Origin of the sequence: Faecalibacterium sp. i21-0019-B1 (assembly GCF_042852915.1) — a bacterium.
Classification (GTDB): domain Bacteria; phylum Bacillota; class Clostridia; order Oscillospirales; family Ruminococcaceae; genus Faecalibacterium; species Faecalibacterium taiwanense.
The window spans coordinates 1,890,185-1,908,644 of record NZ_AP031425.1 but is presented as its reverse complement, the minus strand read 5'-3'; the positions used below and the strand labels follow the sequence as shown (position 1 = coordinate 1,908,644).

Below are 18,460 nucleotides of genomic sequence, written 5' to 3'. Positions count from 1 at the left end.
AGCCCGGCGCATTCGGATGAACCAACAAAAATCAGGCGATCACATCGTCTACCGAAACCACAACGCGGGCAACCTTCAGGCCGGTAGCCTGCTCTACCTCGTCCTTGACGCGGTGAGAGATGCTGCGTGCGGCGGTGGAAATGTTCAGGCCATAGCTCACTGCAATGTGCAGTTCGATCACCAGACGACCATCCTCCTGCGTGACACGGACACCCTTTTCCGGGTAATCAGAACCGTGCACCATGCTTCTGACGGCATCGGTCATATCACGGGGTGCCATTGCGGCAACACCGTAACACTGTTTGGCTGCTTCACCTACCAGAGTAGCAAAATACCCGGACGTAAAGCTGACATCCCCCAGAGGGAAACGGGAAGTGATCATAGTCGCTCTGCTCCTTTATGTTATTTTCATAAAACACATTCAAGGTCTGGTGCGCAGCGGCGGACAGATACACATACTGCGCCGAGAAACACCCACATTATTATACAACTTTGGGGCGCGCTTGTACAGCGCAAAATGCTGGTATATCAACTTTTTGCGCAGGTTTCTGCATTGGCGGCATGGTTCGGGCGGCTTCGCACCGGGAAGGTGATAGCATAACGGACGCTGGTTGTTTTTTATCAAAACCGAAAGTATGACGAAAGAAAGCAAACAATCTGTTAAAAAAATATAAAAGGTGGGTGATAACTCTTTATCCGACTATTAAAAAGTGCTAAAATAGAAACAAGGATAGGGACTGCGGCGCAGGGTCCCGCTTGTGCGGATGAACTGCGTTATTTTTTGCGCACGGCGCGTGGAACAATGTTTAGGAGCTGTTGTCATGAATATTCTGTTTTTCCTTTCACCCAAGCAGGATCTGATGTATGTTTACGACGATTTCACCCTTCGGCAGACGCTGGAAAAGTGGGAGAATAACCGCTACGCGTCCATTCCGGTGCTCAACCGGCAGGGAAAATATGTGGGCACCCTGACCGAGGGCGACATTCTCTGGGGGCTGAAAAAGTTCCATGGTCTGGATCTGGAAGCGGCTGAGGATGTCCCCATTTCGGCCTTCCCGCACAAGCGCGACTACAAGGCTGTCACCGTGACCACCAGCATGGATCAGCTGATCGAAGCGGCCATGAACCAGAACTTTGTGCCGGTTGTGGATGACCGCGGCATCTTCATTGGCATCGTGCGCAGGCAGGCGATCATCCGTTACTGCTATGAGAAGGCCCGCACAGAGCAGCAGGCCCATGAGCAGCGCATCCCGGAATATGCCGCTGTGCATTGAACGATATAAATAGGTGGCCAGCCGCCCGGTTCCGCATCTGAAGCCGGGCGGCTTTTTGTCTGCAAAATGCGTTGAAAATCCGATTTATAGTACCTGCTGTGTGCGATAATACAGCCATGGAACAAAAACGTTCTGAAAAGCTGCAAAAAACGAGATACAGGAGGGAACACGGATGAAAGATTTTGAACTGCGTTATGTTGGAAGCCATGTGGAAGTATACACCGGCAGCGGAGTGTTCCTGTTTTCGGCCGATACGGTGCGGGAAGCAATGGAAGAACTGGCAGAGTAAGCGCCCGCAAACAGACAGGGACTTCGGTGCAAATGTAAAATTGATGTAAAATAATTGAAAAGGAAAGAGCACGAATTCATTAAGAGACGGAAAAATGTGTAGAAAAAGTGATTTTCTTGTAAAATAAACCTTGTTGTGACAGGATAAAAAATGATATAATAGATCCAAGCGCGGTCATTGTGCGCCGTTCTGCGCAGCAGAGCGGCAGGCCGCAGCATCTGCCGGATCAAGCAGGCCCGGTGTGCGGGCAGGGCAGATGTACAAGGATCAAAAGGAAGATCATTTTTAGGAGTATCGTTATGGATATCACACACATTACCTCTCTGTTGGGTGGAATTGCGCTGTTTCTGTACGGCATGTCCATTATGGGCGCTGGTCTGGAAAAACTGGCCGGCGGCAAAATGCAGGGCGTGCTGCAAAAGCTGACCTCCTCAACGCTCAAGGGCGTTATTTTTGGCACCCTCATCACGGGTGTCATCCAGTCCTCGGCCGGCACGGTCGTTATTTGTGTCGGTCTGGTAAACTCCGGCATCATGACCCTTACGCAGTCGGTAGGCGTCATTATGGGTGCAAACATTGGTACCACTGTTACCGGCCAGCTGATCCGCATGGCGGATATCTCCGGTGACAGTCTCTGGCTGACACTGATCCAGCCCAAGACCTTTGCGCCCGTGGTGGCGTTTATCGGCTGCATTTTTTATGTGTTCCTGCGCAGCGCTAAAAGGAAGAACATCGGCCAGATCATGCTGGGCTTCGGCATCCTGTTTACCGGCATGAGCCTGATGGACACCGGTGTGGCTCCTCTGCGTGAGAGCGCCGTGTTCCAGAATCTGTTCGTTACCATGACGAATCCCGTTCTGGGCATTCTGGTGGGCGTGGTGGTCACGGTGATCATCCAGTCCTCCTCGGCATCGGTGGGTATCCTGCAGGCACTGTCCAGCACGGGTCTGGTCACCTTCAGCTCTGCCATCCCCATTATTCTGGGCGCACACATCGGCACGGCCTTTACGCCGCTGCTCACCATTGGCGGCTCCTCCAAGGACGGCAAGCGCGCTGCACTGATCCATCTGTACTTCAACATCATTGGCAGCGTGATCCTGCTGGCACTGGTGTATGCGGTGCAGTTCACCGTTGGCATCCCCATGTGGAACGACGTGATGAACAAGAGCACCATTGCAAACATCCACACCCTTTCCAGCGTGTGCGCCATGCTGCTGTTCCTGCCGTGCAGCGGTGTGCTGTCCAAGCTGGCACTGCTCACTGTGCCGGACAGCGCCGAGGAAGCACAGGAGCTGAGCATGCCGGTGCTGGACGAGCGCCTGTTCAAAAGCCCGGCTGTGGCCCTGCAGCAGGCTAAGAGCGCTGTGATCAAGATGTCCCGCCGTGCTGCCCGCAATGTGAATCTGGCTGCACCGCTGCTGCTGAAGATGGACGAGGATACCGTCAGCGCCATCCGGGTGCGTGAAAACCTGATCGACCGCATGGAGGTGGCAATCTCCAACTATCTGATCAAGATGACCGATCAGGAGCTGGGCGACGATGAGAGCCACACTGTGACCGAACTGCTGAATTTTGTTACCGAGTTCGAGCGCATCGGCGACTATGCGGTGAACATTATGGAAAAGGCAGAAGAATTGCAGGAAAAGGAAGCGTCCTTCAGTGAAAACGCCACCAAGGAGCTGCAGCTGCTGGAGAATGCGCTGAACCGCATCCTGAACCTGACCAACGATGCCTTTGAAAACAGCGATATGCGTCTGGCGGCTCAGGTGGAACCGCTGGAAGAGGTGATCGATGTGATGGCGGAGCGCCTGCGCGACCAGCACATCCTGCGCCTGAAGGACGGCGTGTGCTCCATTGATACGGGTGTCGTGTTCCTGGATGTGCTGAACAATGCAGAGCGTATCTCGGATCACTGCTCCAACGTTGCTGCCCGCCTGATCGGCATGGATGCCGGCGAGGACTACGACTCCCACACCCTCAAGAGCATCATGCACCACAACCCCACCAAGGACTACATGCTGGAATACGAGGAGTGCCGCAAGGCCTACCTTGTTCCGCTGGAAGAAATGGAAGCCTGAACCTGAATGAGAAAAGGACCTCCGGAGAAGCATCCGGAGGTCCTTTTTGCATCACAGTGAAATGGAGTGCTCAGGCACTTTTGGGCAAAGAGACAATGACCCAGCGGTGCGGCCCGTGAAAGCCGTCCACCTTGGCGGCTTTGCTGCAGGTGCCGGGGCTGGGCGGGCCGAGGTGGATACCGCGGTCCAGCTGCTTGCCGCAAAGACGGCACTGGTAATGGAGGGTGATCTGTTCTGACATGAGGAAGCACTTCCTTTTATGATCGCTGCAGGCGGTTAAAAAACTTTACTTCTATTATCATTATATAATTTTTACATCGGGATGTCAATAAAAATAATCAGTAAAAGTAGATAAAAATTGAGCATTCTGCACTCAACCGCCCAGATCTTCCAGCAGCAGGTCCAGTTCCCGTTCGCTGTACACGGTCACACCGCGCTTGATGCGCACGGCATCGTTCTCCGGCAGAAGATTGGTGTAGATGCCGGTGACGGTGACAAGCACATCCGGCTGGCCATTGGTGCCGCAGCGGTAAACGGCCACGCGCCCGCCTTTGTCGCACAGGCGGTAGCTTTGGGCAGCAAGCTCCGGCATGGCCTGTGCGGCAAGGTCTGCTGCGGAGGAAGGCGGTGCTTCGCTGCCGGGGTCGGGCACCGGAAGGCTGAGCTTGGGCAGGGCCATCCAGAACAGGCTGAACACGATGGTGAATACGCACAGCCCGTAGAACAGGCAGGTGCACAGTTTGCGCATGGAGAAACACGCTCCTTTCCGGCTGAAGTATGCCCCAAAACAAGGGGGCACAGTCAATTTTCACACGGGAATGCTGTACTTTGTCCGGCAGATTGTGTTATACTACAGATGATTAGACCTATCAGGGCCGAAGATTGGTTCTTGCCCGCGTTCTGTGCACGTGCTATAATATGGTATTGCGTGCAGTTCTGTGCGCTTTGATGGAAAAGTACCAGCGCATGGCGCTGAAAAAGCAGCCTGAATGTTAGGAGGCGATTTCTATCTCCGATATGAGAAAGATCAACCGTGCCGGTGAGGGGCATTCCCCGGCACCGGCGGGGCGGAAGGTAAATGTGAGCAACAGCCGCCGGGAGTCCCAGCCGGGACCCAGACGCGGCCGGGAACCCAAAGAACCAAAGGAACCCTGTGAAAAGGGCAGACATCCCATTCTGCGCTTCATTGGCCGAACCATTGCTACACTGATTTGTCTGGGCATCATGGCAGGCAGTCTGGTGGCAGTGGGTGCTGTGTATTACGTGGTGCAGGCTACCGCCAACGACGGCGACCTGCTGGATCTGGACAACATTGAGCTGAGCCAGTCCAGTGTGGTGATGGCCACCGACCCGGACACCGGTGCACAGGTGGAGTATGCCACGCTGCGCTCTTCCAACAGCCACCGCGTGTGGGCGGATCTGGAGCAGATCCCCACGAACCTGCAGTATGCGTTCATCTGCACCGAGGATAAGGACTTTTACAACGAGCCCGGCGTCAACTTCAAGCGCACCATCGGCGCAATGGTCAACGAATACCTGCTGCCCATCTACAGCTCCAAGCAGGGTGCATCCACGCTGGAGCAGCAGCTGATCAAGAACCTGACCGACGACAAGAGCGCCAGCGGCATTGAAGGCGCACTGCGCAAGCTGCGCGAGATCTACCGCGCCCTCTGCCTGAGCCGCAGCTATTCCAAGGAGACCATTCTGGAAGCGTACCTGAACACCATCAGCTTTACCGGCACCATTCAGGGCGTGCAGACTGCGGCCAACGAATACTTTAATAAGGATGTCAGCCAGCTGACCCTGTGGGAGTGTGCGACCATTGCGTCCATCACCAAAAACCCCACCAACTATAACCCCTACACCAACCCCGAAAACCTGATCAACCGCCGTAACTTCCTCATGTACAACATGTGGCAGCAGGGCGTGATCAGCGAAGAGGACTACCGCAACGCAGCGGCCCAGCCGCTGGTACTGGCCGAGGAAGAGGATACCAAGAAGAATTCTTCCGTTACCTCTTACTTTACCGATGCACTGTTCACCGAGCTGGTGCAGGACATTATGGACAAGGAAAACATTTCGGAATCCGAGGCACAGAAGCTGCTGTACACCGGCGGCTTTACCGTTGAGTCGACTGTGAACACCAAGGCGCAGTCCGCCATGGAAAACCTGATGCTCAACACGGATGATGCCTACTTCCCGGCCGGCTGGCATGAGGAAGAGGTGACCTCCATCTCGGACGACGATGTACAGGTGATGAACGAGGACGGTACGCCCAAGACCCGCACCGGCGACGACGGTACCGTTTACTATTACCGCAATGTGCGTACTCAGGCAGCCATGGTCACGCTGGACTATGACGGCAATGTGATCGCCATTGTGGGTGGTCTGGGCGAAAAGAACAAGAGCCTCTCGCTGAACCGTGCCTACAGTGTCACTCGTCAGACGGGTTCTACCATCAAGCCTATCGGTGCGTATGCACTGGGTGTAGAGTATGGTCTGGTGAACTGGTCCACCATGCTCAACAACTCGCCCTTGTATCAGAAGCAGGATATGGTGATCCGCGATGAGGATTACTGCCGCAAGAACGGCCTGATGGGCCTTTCCGACAAGCAGCTGCGCGCTTATCCCAACGCATGGCGCAGCTGGCCCCGTAACTATGACGGCAGCTACGGCGACAACAGTGATGTGCCGCTGTGGAACGGTCTGGCCCGCTCGCTGAACACCATTGCGGTGCGTGTGGGTGATCTGGTGGGCGCAAGCAACATCTTCAATTTTGTGTACAACACCCTGCAGCTGAACACGCTGGACCCGGTAAACGATGTGGGTCTGGCGCAGATGGTCATGGGCAGTCAGACCCATGGCGTTACGCCCACGGCGCTGGCAGCTGCGTTCCAGATCTTCTACGATGGCCAGTACACCACCCCGCACCTGTATACCCGCGTGCTGGACCGTGACGGCAATATCTATCTGGAGAACAACTCCACCAGCTATCAGGCCCTGACCCCGGATACCGCTTATGTGATGAACCGCCTGCTGAAGAACGTTCTGTACTCCAGCGTGGGCACCGCCGGCGGCCGCTACCCCAACTCCAACGGCATGGAAGCCTTTGGCAAGACCGGTACCGCCAGCGACGAAAAGGATCTGTGGTTCGTGGGCGGCACGCCGTACTACGTTACCGCCGTGTGGTGGGGCTACGATGCACCCTATGATATGACCAAGACGCTGGGTAAGCAGCAGGCCAAGACCCGTACCTGTGTTATGGCGTGGAAGGCCCTGATGGAACAGGTGCAGGCAAACCTGCCGTATAAGGCATTCCCGACCTCTGCCGGTGTGGTGGAGCGCCGCTACTGCACCCAGAGCGGCCTGCTGGCAGGCGGCTCCTGCCCCAGCACCGCCGTGGGCTACTACCGCGCCGATGATCTGCCTGGTACCTGCAACTACTCCCATGCAGCAGCTCCTGCAGCGGCTGCACCTGCGGAGACTGCGGCACCGGAGCAGGCTGTCATTCCTGCGGATACAGGTAATCAGGATACAGACTGATCTGTAGCCATATGAAGGACAAAAGGCGTACTATCGGCACCGGCGCGGAGTGAATCCGGCAAGGAAATACCGCGCTTGCCGCAGCAAAACTGGATAATCTGACAAAAACGCATCCGACCTCTTGCATTGCAGGGGGCCGGATGCTATTATATTCACTGCAAGAACACTTGTGTTTGTGAGGTGAACAAGTTGGAACGCCGCTTTTATCTGGTAGATGCGCAGGTGCTGCCTGAGGTTTTTCTCAAGGTGGTGCGTGCCAAGGAACTTCTGGCCAGCGGGGAGGCACGCAGCATTTCCGCAGCCACCCGCGCAGTCGATCTTTCGCGCAGCGCTTTTTATAAGTATAAGGATTGCATTTTTGACTCCGAGAATGGCCGTGAGGTGATCACCGTCATGGCTACTCTGCGGGACGAGACCGGTGCACTGCAGAGCCTGCTGGCCGGCATCAGCGCCGCAGGTGCAAGCATTGTGACCATCAACCAGTCCACACCGGAAAACGGTGCCGCACTGGTGGCAGTCACCATCCGCACCGATACCATGCAGATGACCCCCGAAGAGCTGACCGAAAAACTTTCGCGTCAGCGTATGGTGGTAGGTGTGCACTGCGGGTACAATCTGTAAGCAGTCTTCAGAAAACGAGGGAGAACAACAATGGCTAAAATTGCAATTCTGGGCTTTGGCACGGTGGGCAGCGGCGTGTACGAGGTACTGTGCCGCAACGCTGCGGGTGTCTCCCGCCGTGCAGGTGAGCCGGTGGAGGTCAAGTACATCCTTGACCCGAAGGATTTTTCAAACCATCCGGATGCACACCTGTTTATAAAGAACTTCGATACCATTCTGGAAGACCCGGAGATCAAGGTGGTGGTGGAGACCATCGGCGGCACCCGCTTTGCGTATCCGTATGTAAAGGCCTGCCTTGAGAGCGGCCGCAGCGTATGCACCTCCAACAAGGAGATGGTGGCCACCTACGGCGCAGAGCTGCTGGGCCTTGCCAAAGAGCACGGCTGTGCCTTCCTGTTCGAGGCTTCTGTGGGCGGCGGTACGCCCATCATCACCCCGATGCACCAGTGTCTGGCGGCAAACGTCATCACCGAGGTGGAGGGCATCGTGAATGGCACCACCAACTTCATGCTCACCAAGATGGTGCGCGAAAATCTGGGCTTTGACGATGCGCTGAAGATCGCGCAAGAGCTGGGCTACGCCGAGACGAAGGACCCCAGCGACGATGTGGACGGCCGTGATGCCTGCCGCAAGATCGCCATTCTGTCCTCGTTGGTGTGCGGCCATCAGATCTACCCCCAGAACATTCCCACCCGCGGCATCCGTGCCATTACCACGGCAGATGTGGAAGCGGCGGAAAAGCTGGGCTGTGTGATCAAGCTGATCGCATGGATGAAGCGCGGCAAGGACGGCAGCGTGGCTGCCGGTGTGGAGCCGTGTCTGGTGCCCAAGGCAAACCAGCTGGCCAGCGTGGACGATGTGTTCAATGCAGTGCTGGTCAAGGGCGATATGTTGGGCGACGTGGTGTTCTACGGCAAGGGCGCAGGCAAGCTGCCCACCGCCAGCGCCGTGGTGGCCGACGTTGTGGATGCCCTGAAGCATGGCTCCAAGGTGCACGACAGCCTGTTCTGGCAGCCTGCTGAGCCAGTGGAGGGAATGCTCACCGACCCGGTTCCTGCTGCATATTATGTGCGTGTAGCAGGCATTGCTCCGGCGGTGGTGGAAGCCATCTACGGCTATGGCAGGGTGGTGGACGAACGCTACGAAGGCTGCGCCTACTTTGTGGAGCGCGCCGACGAAAAGGCACTGGCCGAAGCAGCCCGCAAGGTGGAAGCCGTGGGCGGCAGCGTGAAGCTGGTGCTCAAGCGTCTGCCGGAAGAAAACTGATAACGGAATAAGGAAAGGTGCGGCGGCTATGAAGATCAAGGTTTCTGTCCCGGCCACCAGTGCAAACATCGGCTCCGGCTTTGATGCGCTGGGTCTGGCGGTGACGCTGTATAATACGGTCACCTTTGAAGAGAGCGAAGTGCTGGATATCTCGTCTGCGGACGGTACCCGCATCCCGCGCGGTGAATCGAACCTCGTGTACCGTTCGGCAAAGGGTCTGTTTGAGAAGGTGGGCAAGCAGATCCCGCCCCTCAAGATCACCCAGACCAACCCCATCCCCATGGCGCGCGGCCTTGGTTCTTCTTCGGCCTGCATCATCGCGGGTCTGCTGGGTGCAAACCGGATGCTGGGCGATGTGCTCAACACGCAGGAGCTGCTCACATTGGCCACCTCCATTGAGGGCCACCCGGATAACGTGGCCCCGGCTCTTCTGGGCGGCCTGACCAGCAGCGTGTTTGAGGACGGCAAGGTGTACTCGGTCAAGCGCAATGTGGATGAAACGCTGTGCTTCGCCGCCATCGTGCCGGACTACAAGCTGCTGACGGAAGCCGCTCGTGCGGCCCTGCCCAAAGAGGTCTCCCACAAGGATGCGGTATATAATCTTTCGCGCGCTGCGCTGGTGCCCGCCGCCTTCTGCGAGGGCAGACATGATCTGCTGGCCATTGCCACCGAGGATAAGCTGCACCAGCCCTACCGTATGCCGCTGATGCCCGGCTCCAAGGAAGTGTTCGATATGGCACGCCTGTGCGGGGCAAAGGCTGTTTACGTTTCCGGTGCGGGCAGCACCGTGATGGCCGTAGCGGAAAAGGCGGAGGCCGAAAAGTTCTATTCCAAGCTGGAAAAGGGTCTGGAGCTGCTGGAAGGTCTGGACGGATGTGAAGCATTTACATTGCTGCGTTTGGATGCCGATAACACCGGCGCAACGGTGGAATGATAAATGGGTAAGGGAAGTGCAAGGCGCTGCTGACCGCTTCCGCCCGGTGTACCCCCTTTTGACAAAGGGACAAAAAGAGGAGAGTGACAAGATATGGCGTTGATCGTACAGAAGTTCGGCGGTTCTTCGGTGAAGGACCGTGACCGTATCTTCAACGTGGCACGCATTGTGGCAAACACCCACAACGCGGGCAATGACGTAGTTGTGGTGGTGTCTGCTCAGGGCGATACCACCGATGACCTGATCGCCAAGGCTGGGGAGATCACCCACAACCCTTCGGCCCGTGAAATGGATATGCTGCTGGCTAGCGGCGAGCAGATTAGCATTTCGCTGCTGGCCATGGCACTGAATGAGCTGGGCTGCCATGCCATCAGCCTGACCGGCTGGCAGGCTGGCTTCCGCACCGACCGCGCCTATACCAAGGCGCGCATCACCCGCTTGGAGACAGAGCGCATCTCTTCTGAGCTGGAGCGCAACCGTGTGGTCGTTGTGGCGGGCTTCCAGGGCCTGAACAAGATGGATGACATCACCACTCTGGGCCGTGGCGGTTCCGACACCAGCGCTGTTGCCATTGCAGCAGCCCTGCACGCAGACCGCTGCCAGATCTTTACCGATGTGGAAGGCGTTTACACGGCCGACCCGCGCAAGGTGCGCAACACCCGCAAGCTGGATGAGATCACCTTTGACGAGATGCTGGAGCTGGCATCTCTGGGTGCACAGGTGCTGAACAACCGCAGCGTGGAGCTGGCCAAAAAGTATAATGTGGAGCTGGAGGTGCTCTCCAGCCTGAATCCCGTGCCCGGTACGGTGGTCAAGGAGGTTACAAAAGACATGGAAGGTATGCTGATCAAGGGTGTCGCAAAAGACACTGATGTTGCTGTTATCACGATTCTGAACGTTCCCGATGAGCCGGGCATGAGCTTCAAGATCTTCGGTCTGCTGGCCCAGAAGAACATCAACGTGGACATCATCCTGCAGTCCACCGGCCGTGACGGCAAGAAGGATATCAGCTTTACCTGCTCTGAGGGCGAAGCCGATCTGGCCATGCGCGTGCTGAAGGAAAGCGCACACTTCAACGATGTGAGCGTGGACACCACCTGCGCCAAGGTCTCCATTGTGGGTGCCGGTATGCAGAGCCACAGCGGCGTTGCTTCCAAGATGTTTGAGGCACTGTCCAACAACAACATCAACATCAAGATGATCTCCACCAGTGAGATCAAGATCTCCTGCATCATCAACCGCGACGATGCCGACAAGGCTGTTTCTGCGATCCACGATATGCTGTTTGACTGATTTGTAAAAAATGAATTTTGTGCGCTGTACAGTTTCTTTGGAAGCTGTACAGCGCTCTTTTTGTTAACGGCCTCGCCCTCTCAGTCGCTTACGCGACAGCTCTCCCAAAGGGCGAGCCTCTGGCGAAGAGAAAAACTTTCTGGTTCTGCCAAGGCCTCTCACTTTGGGAGAGGTGGACGCGAACAGCGTGAGCGGACGGAGAGGGCAAGGCCGCTGACGAGGACGGTCATACTTATTTTACACTTCCGGCGTTTACACAAAATGCAAAGGGGTGTATAATATACACTGTATCTGTGCGGCGCAGTGCGCTGCAAATTCTGCAAAAGGAGCTGCAACGCACCATGGAACCGACTGATAGAAATGCTGCAAAGCCCCGCCTGACCCGCGCTCAGTGGAAGCGCCGCAAGCGGCTGCGTCTGGCCCGCAACTGGGCCATTCTCATTCTCGTCTGCGCCGCCATTGTGGCGCTTATGACCAAAGGCATCCTCTGGCTGCTGCCAAAGGTGAACGCCATGCTTGCAGGGCCGCAGAGCTTTGATACGGCAAGCTACGATGGCACCGGCTACAGCTTTGATGCTGACGATGAGCGTTTTGTGCTGGTGAACACCAATCTGCCTTTTGCCGAGGAACCCTCTCCGGCCCTTGCCGATGCCGATGAAGCCAGCGGTATTCAACTGGAAGCCGAAGCAGCTGCAGCCTACCAGAAAATGGCTGCGGCTGCGGCCGAGGACGGTGTTGCACTGGTACTGACGGCAGGTTATCAGGACGCAGATGTCCGCAGCGCGGCCTATGAGACGCAGAAGCAACAGTATCTGGAAAAGGGCAAAACCGAGGAAGAAGCCGCCAGCCTTGCGGCAGATATCCAGCCGCCTGCGGAATGCAATGATCACGGCACCGGCTATGCGGCGGATATCCTCAGTACGGACTACCCGACCCGTGATACCGGCTTTGATACAACCCGCGCCTACGAGTGGCTCACCGCCTACGCCGCCGAATACGGCTTTATCCTGCGCTATCCGCAGGACAGGCAGGCTGCTACCGGCGTGGTGTTTGAGCCGTGGCACTGGCGGTATGTGGGCGTTGAAAATGCCCTTGCCATCCGTGCCAGCGGCTTGAGTCTGGAAGAATTTCTTGCCTTGCAGAAGGCATCATAAAAATAAAAGCTCCCTGTGAAAGCAGGGCGGAGGAACAAATTGGAACGTACTCTCATTGCGCCGGGTGTGCATCTTTCCTGTGACCCGGCGGAAAAATTCAACCGCTGCCGCATCAGCGTCCACTTTGCCTTTCCGGCAAAGCGGGAAACGGCCACAGCACATGCGCTGCTGCCGCTGGTGCTGGAGCGCGGCTATGCCGACTGCCCGGATATGACCCGCCTGACCAAAAAGCTGGCCAAGCTCTACGGTGCAGACCTCACAGTGGATGCCCGGCCCATGGGCTGCAGCCACAACCTGTGTGTTAGTGTTACCGGTATCAAGGATCAGTTTGCGCTGGAAGGGGAGACCCTTACAAGGGAATATGCATCCATTGCACTGGGTGCGGCCTTTCACCCGTATTTTGTGGGCGGCACTTTTGATCCGGAAGCCGTGGGCATTGAAAAGCAGATGCTGAAAAAGGCGCTGGAAGATGAGATCAACGATAAGCGCCTTTACTGCCTGCATCAGGCCAACCGGGAATTCTTTGGCGACAGCCCGGCGGGTGTGCGGCAGGAGGGCTATCTGGAAGAGGTGGAAGGCCTGACACCGGAACAGCTTACCGCAGCCTATTACGAGATGCTGCGCACCGCCAACATTGAACTGCTTGTGTTGGGCTGCACGGCAGAGCAGACCGCTGCGGTAAAGGATGCACTGCTGGCAGAGCTTGCGGCAATTGACCGCGCACCGCTGCCGCTGGCGGAAAACATTGCCATGCCCCGCCGGGAGCCGGTGCACAAAACCGAAACCTATGATATGGTGCAGGCGAAGCTCTGCATGCTGTTCACGCTGGGCGAACCCATGCGCACCGAACAGCTGGCTGCTGTGCGCCTTGCCATGGCGCTGTACGGCGGCAGTGTGACCAGCCGCCTGTTCCTGAATGTGCGCGAGCGTGACCACCTGTGCTACTACTGCTCGTCCTCGTTCCAGAGCTTTACCGGAAGCATGGCTGTGAACAGCGGCGTGGAGCACGCCGACGCAGCCCGGGCAGAGCGGGCCATTTTGAAGGAACTGGCCGACCTGTGCGATGGCCCCATCACCGACGATGAATTTGAGGACTGCCGTCGGGGTCTGCTGAGCGGGATGCAGGGGGTAGAGGATACCTTGGGCGGCATCGAGACATGGTATTACATTGAAGTGCTGCGCGGCGGCGACCCGGCCAAAGTGCAGACACCCGCCGAAGCCCGCGCCGCTCTGCAGGCCGTGACCAAGGACGACGTGCGCGCCATTCTGCGCAAACTGACCCTCTCGGTCAGCTATCTGCTCACAAAGGAGGTGGCTGCTCATGCCGCAGAATAACCAGACCCTGCTGGAAAAGACCGTGGCTGACCAGTGGCAGACCCTGCCCTCCGGACTGACCGTTATCGTGCGGCCCATGCCGGGTTATTCCAGCACCCATGTCATTTTTGCTACCCGCTTTGGCTCTATTGACCGGGATTTCCGGCTGGACGGCAAAGAGGTGCATCTGCCTGCAGGCGTGGCACACTTCCTCGAGCACAAGATGTTTGAAGATCAGGACGGCGATGCCTTTGCAAAGTATGCCAAGACCGGTGCCAATGCCAACGCATTTACCAGCTTTGACCGCACCTGCTACCTGTTCACTGCGACCCAGCAGCTGGACGAAAGCTTGGATGTGCTGCTGGGCATGGTGACTCATCCGTACTTTACCGAGCAGACCATCGCCAAGGAGCAGGGCATCATCGGACAGGAGATCAAAATGTACGATGACAGCCCGGACTGGCGGCTCATCACCGGCCTGTTCGAGTGCTTGTACCACGAGCATCCCATCCGCAGCGATATCGCGGGCACGGTGGAGAGCATTGCTGAGATCACGCCGGAGATGCTTTACGACAGCTGCAAGGCCTTCTATGCACCGGGCAATATGGTGCTGGCGGCTGCCGGCGACACTACCATGGAGCAGATCCTGGCTGCCTGTGAGCGCCACGGCCTGATGAGACCGCGTAGCACCGAAAGGGTGCAGCGGCTGTGGAAGCCGGAACCCATGACGCTGGCGGCAGCCCATAAGACCCTGAAAATGCCGGTGTCCAAGCCCTGCTTCGGCGTGGGCTTCAAGGAGAAGCCGTTGCCCCCGAACGATCTGCGCACTGAAGCGCTGTATGATCTGATCCTGAGCTGCATCACAGGCGGCATGTCGCCGCTGTACCGCCGCCTGTACGACGGGGGCCTTGTGAACCCCGGCTTTGGCGGGGAAGTGCTGCGGGTGGACGGCTGCTGCTGCATCCTGTTCACCGGCGAGAGCGATGCCCCCGATGCCGTGAAGCAGATGCTTCTGGACGAGATCGCCCGCATCCGTGCCGCGGGTGTGGACCGGGAGATCTTTACCCTGTGCAAGAACGAAAAGTACGGCCAGCTGATCGAAAATCTGGAAAATGTGGAGGACTCGGCCAGCCAGATGGCAGACTTTGCCCTCTCCGGCCAGACGGTGGCGCAGCAGATCACCATGCTGGCAGGGCTGACTGCCGAGGATGCGGACGCTGCGCTGCAGCACATCCTCAGCACCGACCGCATGGCTGTGATGGATATTCTGCCAGATGGCACTGCGCCGCTGGCCGAGAACGAGGAGGAAGCAGAATGACAAATCTGGTGCAGTTCCCGGGGCTGGGCCTGAGCTTTGAGATCAACCGCGTGGCCCTTTCCATTGGCGGGTTCAATATTTACTGGTATGGCGTGTGCATTGCCTTTGGCATCTGTCTGGCGCTGGTATTTGCGTTCCGCCACAGCATCGAGTTCGGCGTGGACCCGGACAGCATGGTGGACGTGATCTTGATTGGCATCGTGCTGGGCATTGTCAGCGCCCGCGCCTACTATGTGGCCATGGCACCCTTTAAATACGAAAGCATCTGGGAGATGATCGCCATTCGGGATGGCGGCCTTGCCATCTACGGTGGCATCATCGGCGGCTTTCTGTTCGGTGGCTTGGCCTGCAAACGGCGGGGCGTGCCGGTGCTGCCCATGTTCGACCTGACCGCTATGGGCTTTCTGTTGGGACAGGGCTGCGGCCGCTGGGGCAACTTTTTCAATCAGGAGGCCTTCGGCTGCAATACCACCCTGCCGTGGGGCATGTTCAGCGAAACGACCCGCGCTTACCTGATGGGCAGCACAGTCACGGCCCAGAGCGGCGTGACCATTGACCCGAATCTGCCGGTGCATCCCACCTTCCTGTACGAAAGCATCTGGTGTTTCGTGGGCTTTCTCCTGCTGTTCCGTTACATTAAAAAGCGCAAGTTCAACGGTGACATTGCCCTGCGGTATATGATCTGGTACGGCGCGGGCCGCTTCTGGATCGAAGCCCTGCGCACCGACAGTCTGATGCTGGTGCCCTCCATTGGTCTGCGGGTATCCCAGCTGGTGGCAGGTATCGCTGTGGTAGTCGGTGTGGCTGCGGAAATTTACTTCACCCACAAGTTCAAGGACAAGCCCCTGATGGTAAAGCTGGCAATGACGGCGGACAACAAAGCCGCAGTCAATAAGCTGAGCAAAGAAAAAACTGTTATCGGTCTGATGACGGATACAGATACTGAACTACTGGCTTCCAGCCCGCGCAAGCTCTTCGTGGAGCGCACCGAAGCGTATAATGCCGAAGTAAAACGCACCATCGCGGAAAGCGGGAAGACGGAAAAATAAAAAATCCTTCGGAAAGAGGAAAATTCCTCTTGCATTTCCATCGTTTTTTTGCTATAATATTCTAGCCGCATGGTGTGGGCGCCTGAAATGGCCCAGTGTAAGGGCCTGCCTTTACGACCAGCGAGTACAACGAAAAGGAATGAACAAAATGTACGCAATCATTGTTACCGGCGGTAAGCAGTACCGCGTGGAGCAGGGCGACATCGTCTACATCGAAAAGCTGGACGTTGAGGCCGACTCCGAAGTGAAGTTTGATCAGGTTCTCGCTATTGGCGAGGAGGGTTCTGTGAAGGTTGGCGCTCCCGTTGTTGAGGGTGCTACCGTTACTGCCAAGGTCATCAAGAATGGCAAGGGCAAGAAGCTGAACATCATCACCTATCGCGCAAAGAAGCACAGTGCTCGCCGTATGGGCCATCGTCAGCCCTTCACCAAGGTTGAGATCACTGCGATCAACGGCTAAGGAGGTAAATTACAATGGCACATAAAAAGGGCGTAGGCAGCACCAAGAACGGCCGCGATTCCGCAGCACAGCGTCTGGGCACCAAGCGTGCAGACGGTCAGTTCGTTCTGGCCGGCAACATCCTGGTTCGTCAGCGTGGCACCCACATCATGCCGGGTGAGAACGTTGGCAAGGGCAGCGATGACACCCTGTTTGCTCTGGTGGACGGTACCGTCCGTTTCGAGCGCGTGGGTAAAGACGGCAAGAAGTGCAGCGTCAAGCAGTAACTTCTTTCGGATAACTGCAAAACGTAGAGAGCCGGACCCTCGTGGCCCGGCTCTTTTTGATGAAGAATTCTCTTTTTGATTGTCTGGCAGAAACTCCCCCAGTCGCCTGTGGCGACAGCCCCCTCGGGGAGGGGGCCTTAAAGCCTCCCTCCTTGAGGAAGGTGGCATCGTGCAGCGATGCCGGAAGGAGTTCCCGGCAAGGGAAGGGGAATAAACGAACATATAAAACTAAGGAGGGGCTGTATGGCAGCACAAACCAACTTTATCGACATCGCCACGATATGGCTCCACGCGGGCAAGGGCGGCGACGGTGCGGTGAGCTTTCACCGTGAAAAATTCGTGGCCGCTGGCGGCCCGGACGGCGGCGACGGCGGCCGCGGCGGCGATATCATCTTTGTGGTGGACGATCACCTGACCACCCTGATGGATTTCCGCTATAAGCGCAAGTATGTGGCCCCGGAGGGCGGCAAGGGCGGTGCAAGCCTGTGCCACGGCAAAAACGCGGAGAACCTTGTCATCAAGGTGCCGCTGGGCACCGTCATCAAGGACACCGAGAGCGGCCTTGTCATTGCGGACCTGTCCGACCACACCCCAGTCACCATTGCAAAGGGTGGCCGCGGCGGCTACGGCAATGCGCATTTTGCCACTCCCACCCGACAGATCCCCAAGTTTGCAAAGCCCGGTATGCCCGGCGAAGACATTCAGGTGACGCTGGAGCTGAAGCTGATCGCCGATGTGGGTCTGATCGGCTTCCCCAATGTGGGTAAGTCCACCCTCATTTCCACCATCAGCGCAGCCAAGCCTAAGATCGCAAACTACCACTTCACCACGCTGGTGCCCACGCTGGGCGTTGTATCCGTGGCGGAGGGCGCAAGCTTTGTCTGCGCCGACATCCCCGGCCTGATCGAGGGTGCCAGCGAGGGCATCGGTCTGGGACATGACTTCCTGCGCCATGTGGAGCGCTGCCGCCTGCTGTTGCATGTAGTGGATGTTTCTGGCAGCGAGTGCCGTGAACCCATTGAGGATTTTGAAAAGATCAACGAGGAGCTGGCAAAGTTCAGCCCTGTGCTGGCTGAGCGCCCGCAGATCGTCATTGGCAACAAGTGCGATCTGGCCACCGAGGAGCAGATCGAAGCTTTCCGCAAGTATGTGGAGGGCAAGGGCTTGACCTTTGTGCCCATCTCTGCCGCTACGATGCAGGGCGTGAAGGAACTGCCGGGCCTCGTGTATAACCGCCTGAAGGATATCCCGCCGGTGCCGGTGTTTGCTCCCGAGTACAAGAAGCCCGAACCCAAGGCCAACGACCGTGCGTTTGAGATCAAGCGCATGGAAGCCCATGTATGGAGCGTGGAAGCCCCGTGGCTGGAATACATTCTGGCCGGCAGCAATGTGGACGACTACGAAAGCCTGCAGTTCTTCCAGCGTCAGCTGGGCGAGAGCGGCATTCTGGACGCTCTGGTGGCAAAGGGCGTGCAGGAGAACGACACCATCCTCATCGGCGATTACCAGTTCGATTATATCTTCTAAAGAAGAACCCTCTCCGTCAACGCTGCCGCGCTGCCACCTCTCCCGAAGGGCGAGGTTTCACGCATCTAAAAAGT

The 18,460-nt window shown here is 57.2% G+C and carries 17 protein-coding genes; 14 read left to right on the top strand and 3 right to left on the bottom strand.

Going from position 1 to position 18,460, the window contains the following annotated elements:
- Positions 1 to 31: 31 nt before the first annotated feature.
- Positions 32 to 382 carry an Asp23/Gls24 family envelope stress response protein gene (locus ACGHP1_RS09570; RefSeq protein WP_005945874.1) on the bottom strand — a complete coding sequence of 117 codons (351 nt, stop codon included), beginning with the start codon at positions 380 to 382 and terminating at the stop codon, positions 32 to 34.
- A gap of 439 nt (positions 383 to 821) precedes the next feature.
- On the opposite strand from ACGHP1_RS09570, the gene ACGHP1_RS09565 reads away from it, so the two are divergent.
- Both ACGHP1_RS09565 and ACGHP1_RS09560 read left to right on the top strand, forming a co-directional pair.
- Complete coding sequence (locus tag ACGHP1_RS09565) at positions 822 to 1,274, top strand: CBS domain-containing protein (RefSeq protein ID WP_097775366.1); 453 nt, start codon at positions 822 to 824, stop codon at positions 1,272 to 1,274.
- A gap of 588 nt (positions 1,275 to 1,862) precedes the next feature.
- Positions 1,863 to 3,641 carry a Na/Pi cotransporter family protein gene (locus tag ACGHP1_RS09560; protein ID WP_097775367.1) on the top strand — a complete coding sequence of 593 codons (1,779 nt, stop codon included), beginning with the start codon at positions 1,863 to 1,865 and terminating at the stop codon, positions 3,639 to 3,641.
- Between the two features lie 70 nt (positions 3,642 to 3,711).
- Here the strand turns inward: ACGHP1_RS09560 and ACGHP1_RS09555 are convergent, their stop codons facing one another.
- Both ACGHP1_RS09555 and ACGHP1_RS09550 read right to left on the bottom strand, forming a co-directional pair.
- The gene (locus tag ACGHP1_RS09555; protein WP_154255643.1) at positions 3,712 to 3,882 is read right to left on the bottom strand and encodes a hypothetical protein; all 171 of its coding nucleotides are present in this window, start codon (positions 3,880 to 3,882) and stop codon (positions 3,712 to 3,714) included.
- A gap of 132 nt (positions 3,883 to 4,014) precedes the next feature.
- Positions 4,015 to 4,389 carry a hypothetical protein gene (locus ACGHP1_RS09550; protein ID WP_097775368.1) on the bottom strand — a complete coding sequence of 125 codons (375 nt, stop codon included), beginning with the start codon at positions 4,387 to 4,389 and terminating at the stop codon, positions 4,015 to 4,017.
- 269 nt (positions 4,390 to 4,658) lie between these two features.
- On the opposite strand from ACGHP1_RS09550, the gene ACGHP1_RS09545 reads away from it, so the two are divergent.
- From ACGHP1_RS09545 to obgE, 12 genes are all read left to right on the top strand, one after another.
- Positions 4,659 to 7,184 carry a transglycosylase domain-containing protein gene (locus ACGHP1_RS09545; protein WP_390509186.1) on the top strand — a complete coding sequence of 842 codons (2,526 nt, stop codon included), beginning with the start codon at positions 4,659 to 4,661 and terminating at the stop codon, positions 7,182 to 7,184.
- Positions 7,185 to 7,364: 180 nt separating this feature from the next.
- Positions 7,365 to 7,805, top strand: a complete 441-nt coding sequence (locus ACGHP1_RS09540; RefSeq protein WP_005945891.1) for an ACT domain-containing protein — start codon at positions 7,365 to 7,367, stop codon at positions 7,803 to 7,805.
- A gap of 30 nt (positions 7,806 to 7,835) precedes the next feature.
- Positions 7,836 to 9,071: a homoserine dehydrogenase gene (locus ACGHP1_RS09535; protein WP_371292789.1), complete on the top strand. Its 1,236-nt coding sequence runs from the start codon at positions 7,836 to 7,838 to the stop codon at positions 9,069 to 9,071.
- Between the two features lie 28 nt (positions 9,072 to 9,099).
- Complete coding sequence (gene thrB / locus ACGHP1_RS09530) at positions 9,100 to 10,005, top strand: homoserine kinase (RefSeq protein ID WP_005945895.1); 906 nt, start codon at positions 9,100 to 9,102, stop codon at positions 10,003 to 10,005.
- Positions 10,006 to 10,098: 93 nt separating this feature from the next.
- Entirely contained in the window at positions 10,099 to 11,298 is a 1,200-nt protein-coding gene (locus tag ACGHP1_RS09525) for an aspartate kinase (protein WP_005945897.1), read from the top strand.
- Positions 11,299 to 11,639: 341 nt separating this feature from the next.
- Positions 11,640 to 12,452: a D-alanyl-D-alanine carboxypeptidase family protein gene (locus ACGHP1_RS09520; protein WP_390509183.1), complete on the top strand. Its 813-nt coding sequence runs from the start codon at positions 11,640 to 11,642 to the stop codon at positions 12,450 to 12,452.
- 39 nt (positions 12,453 to 12,491) lie between these two features.
- Positions 12,492 to 13,787: a pitrilysin family protein gene (locus tag ACGHP1_RS09515; protein WP_242702966.1), complete on the top strand. Its 1,296-nt coding sequence runs from the start codon at positions 12,492 to 12,494 to the stop codon at positions 13,785 to 13,787.
- Entirely contained in the window at positions 13,774 to 15,084 is a 1,311-nt protein-coding gene (gene yfmH / locus ACGHP1_RS09510) for an EF-P 5-aminopentanol modification-associated protein YfmH (RefSeq protein WP_223389703.1), read from the top strand. The genes ACGHP1_RS09515 and yfmH overlap by 14 nt, the downstream gene beginning before the upstream one ends.
- The gene (gene lgt, locus ACGHP1_RS09505) at positions 15,081 to 16,133 is read left to right on the top strand and encodes a prolipoprotein diacylglyceryl transferase (RefSeq protein WP_097781707.1); all 1,053 of its coding nucleotides are present in this window, start codon (positions 15,081 to 15,083) and stop codon (positions 16,131 to 16,133) included. The genes yfmH and lgt overlap by 4 nt, the downstream gene beginning before the upstream one ends.
- A 148-nt stretch (positions 16,134 to 16,281) precedes the next feature.
- Positions 16,282 to 16,593: a 50S ribosomal protein L21 gene (gene rplU, locus ACGHP1_RS09500; RefSeq protein ID WP_044954216.1), complete on the top strand. Its 312-nt coding sequence runs from the start codon at positions 16,282 to 16,284 to the stop codon at positions 16,591 to 16,593.
- A gap of 14 nt (positions 16,594 to 16,607) precedes the next feature.
- On the top strand, positions 16,608 to 16,859 hold the full coding sequence (rpmA, locus tag ACGHP1_RS09495) for a 50S ribosomal protein L27 (protein WP_005945908.1): 252 nt from the start codon (positions 16,608 to 16,610) through the stop codon (positions 16,857 to 16,859).
- Positions 16,860 to 17,102: 243 nt separating this feature from the next.
- Positions 17,103 to 18,386 carry a GTPase ObgE gene (gene obgE, locus ACGHP1_RS09490; protein ID WP_338428289.1) on the top strand — a complete coding sequence of 428 codons (1,284 nt, stop codon included), beginning with the start codon at positions 17,103 to 17,105 and terminating at the stop codon, positions 18,384 to 18,386.
- Positions 18,387 to 18,460: the final 74 nt, after the last annotated feature.

Coding starts and splice junctions, on each gene's coding strand:
- ACGHP1_RS09570 (WP_005945874.1), bottom strand. CDS start 382: ATGATCACTTCCCGTTTCCCTCTGGGGGATGTCAGCTTTACGTCCGGG.
- ACGHP1_RS09565 (WP_097775366.1), top strand. CDS start 822: ATGAATATTCTGTTTTTCCTTTCACCCAAGCAGGATCTGATGTATGTT.
- ACGHP1_RS09560 (WP_097775367.1), top strand. CDS start 1,863: ATGGATATCACACACATTACCTCTCTGTTGGGTGGAATTGCGCTGTTT.
- ACGHP1_RS09555 (WP_154255643.1), bottom strand. CDS start 3,882: ATGTCAGAACAGATCACCCTCCATTACCAGTGCCGTCTTTGCGGCAAG.
- ACGHP1_RS09550 (WP_097775368.1), bottom strand. CDS start 4,389: ATGCGCAAACTGTGCACCTGCCTGTTCTACGGGCTGTGCGTATTCACC.
- ACGHP1_RS09545 (WP_390509186.1), top strand. CDS start 4,659: ATGAGAAAGATCAACCGTGCCGGTGAGGGGCATTCCCCGGCACCGGCG.
- ACGHP1_RS09535 (WP_371292789.1), top strand. CDS start 7,836: ATGGCTAAAATTGCAATTCTGGGCTTTGGCACGGTGGGCAGCGGCGTG.
- thrB (WP_005945895.1), top strand. CDS start 9,100: ATGAAGATCAAGGTTTCTGTCCCGGCCACCAGTGCAAACATCGGCTCC.
- ACGHP1_RS09525 (WP_005945897.1), top strand. CDS start 10,099: ATGGCGTTGATCGTACAGAAGTTCGGCGGTTCTTCGGTGAAGGACCGT.
- ACGHP1_RS09520 (WP_390509183.1), top strand. CDS start 11,640: ATGGAACCGACTGATAGAAATGCTGCAAAGCCCCGCCTGACCCGCGCT.
- yfmH (WP_223389703.1), top strand. CDS start 13,774: ATGCCGCAGAATAACCAGACCCTGCTGGAAAAGACCGTGGCTGACCAG.
- lgt (WP_097781707.1), top strand. CDS start 15,081: ATGACAAATCTGGTGCAGTTCCCGGGGCTGGGCCTGAGCTTTGAGATC.
- rplU (WP_044954216.1), top strand. CDS start 16,282: ATGTACGCAATCATTGTTACCGGCGGTAAGCAGTACCGCGTGGAGCAG.
- rpmA (WP_005945908.1), top strand. CDS start 16,608: ATGGCACATAAAAAGGGCGTAGGCAGCACCAAGAACGGCCGCGATTCC.
- obgE (WP_338428289.1), top strand. CDS start 17,103: ATGGCAGCACAAACCAACTTTATCGACATCGCCACGATATGGCTCCAC.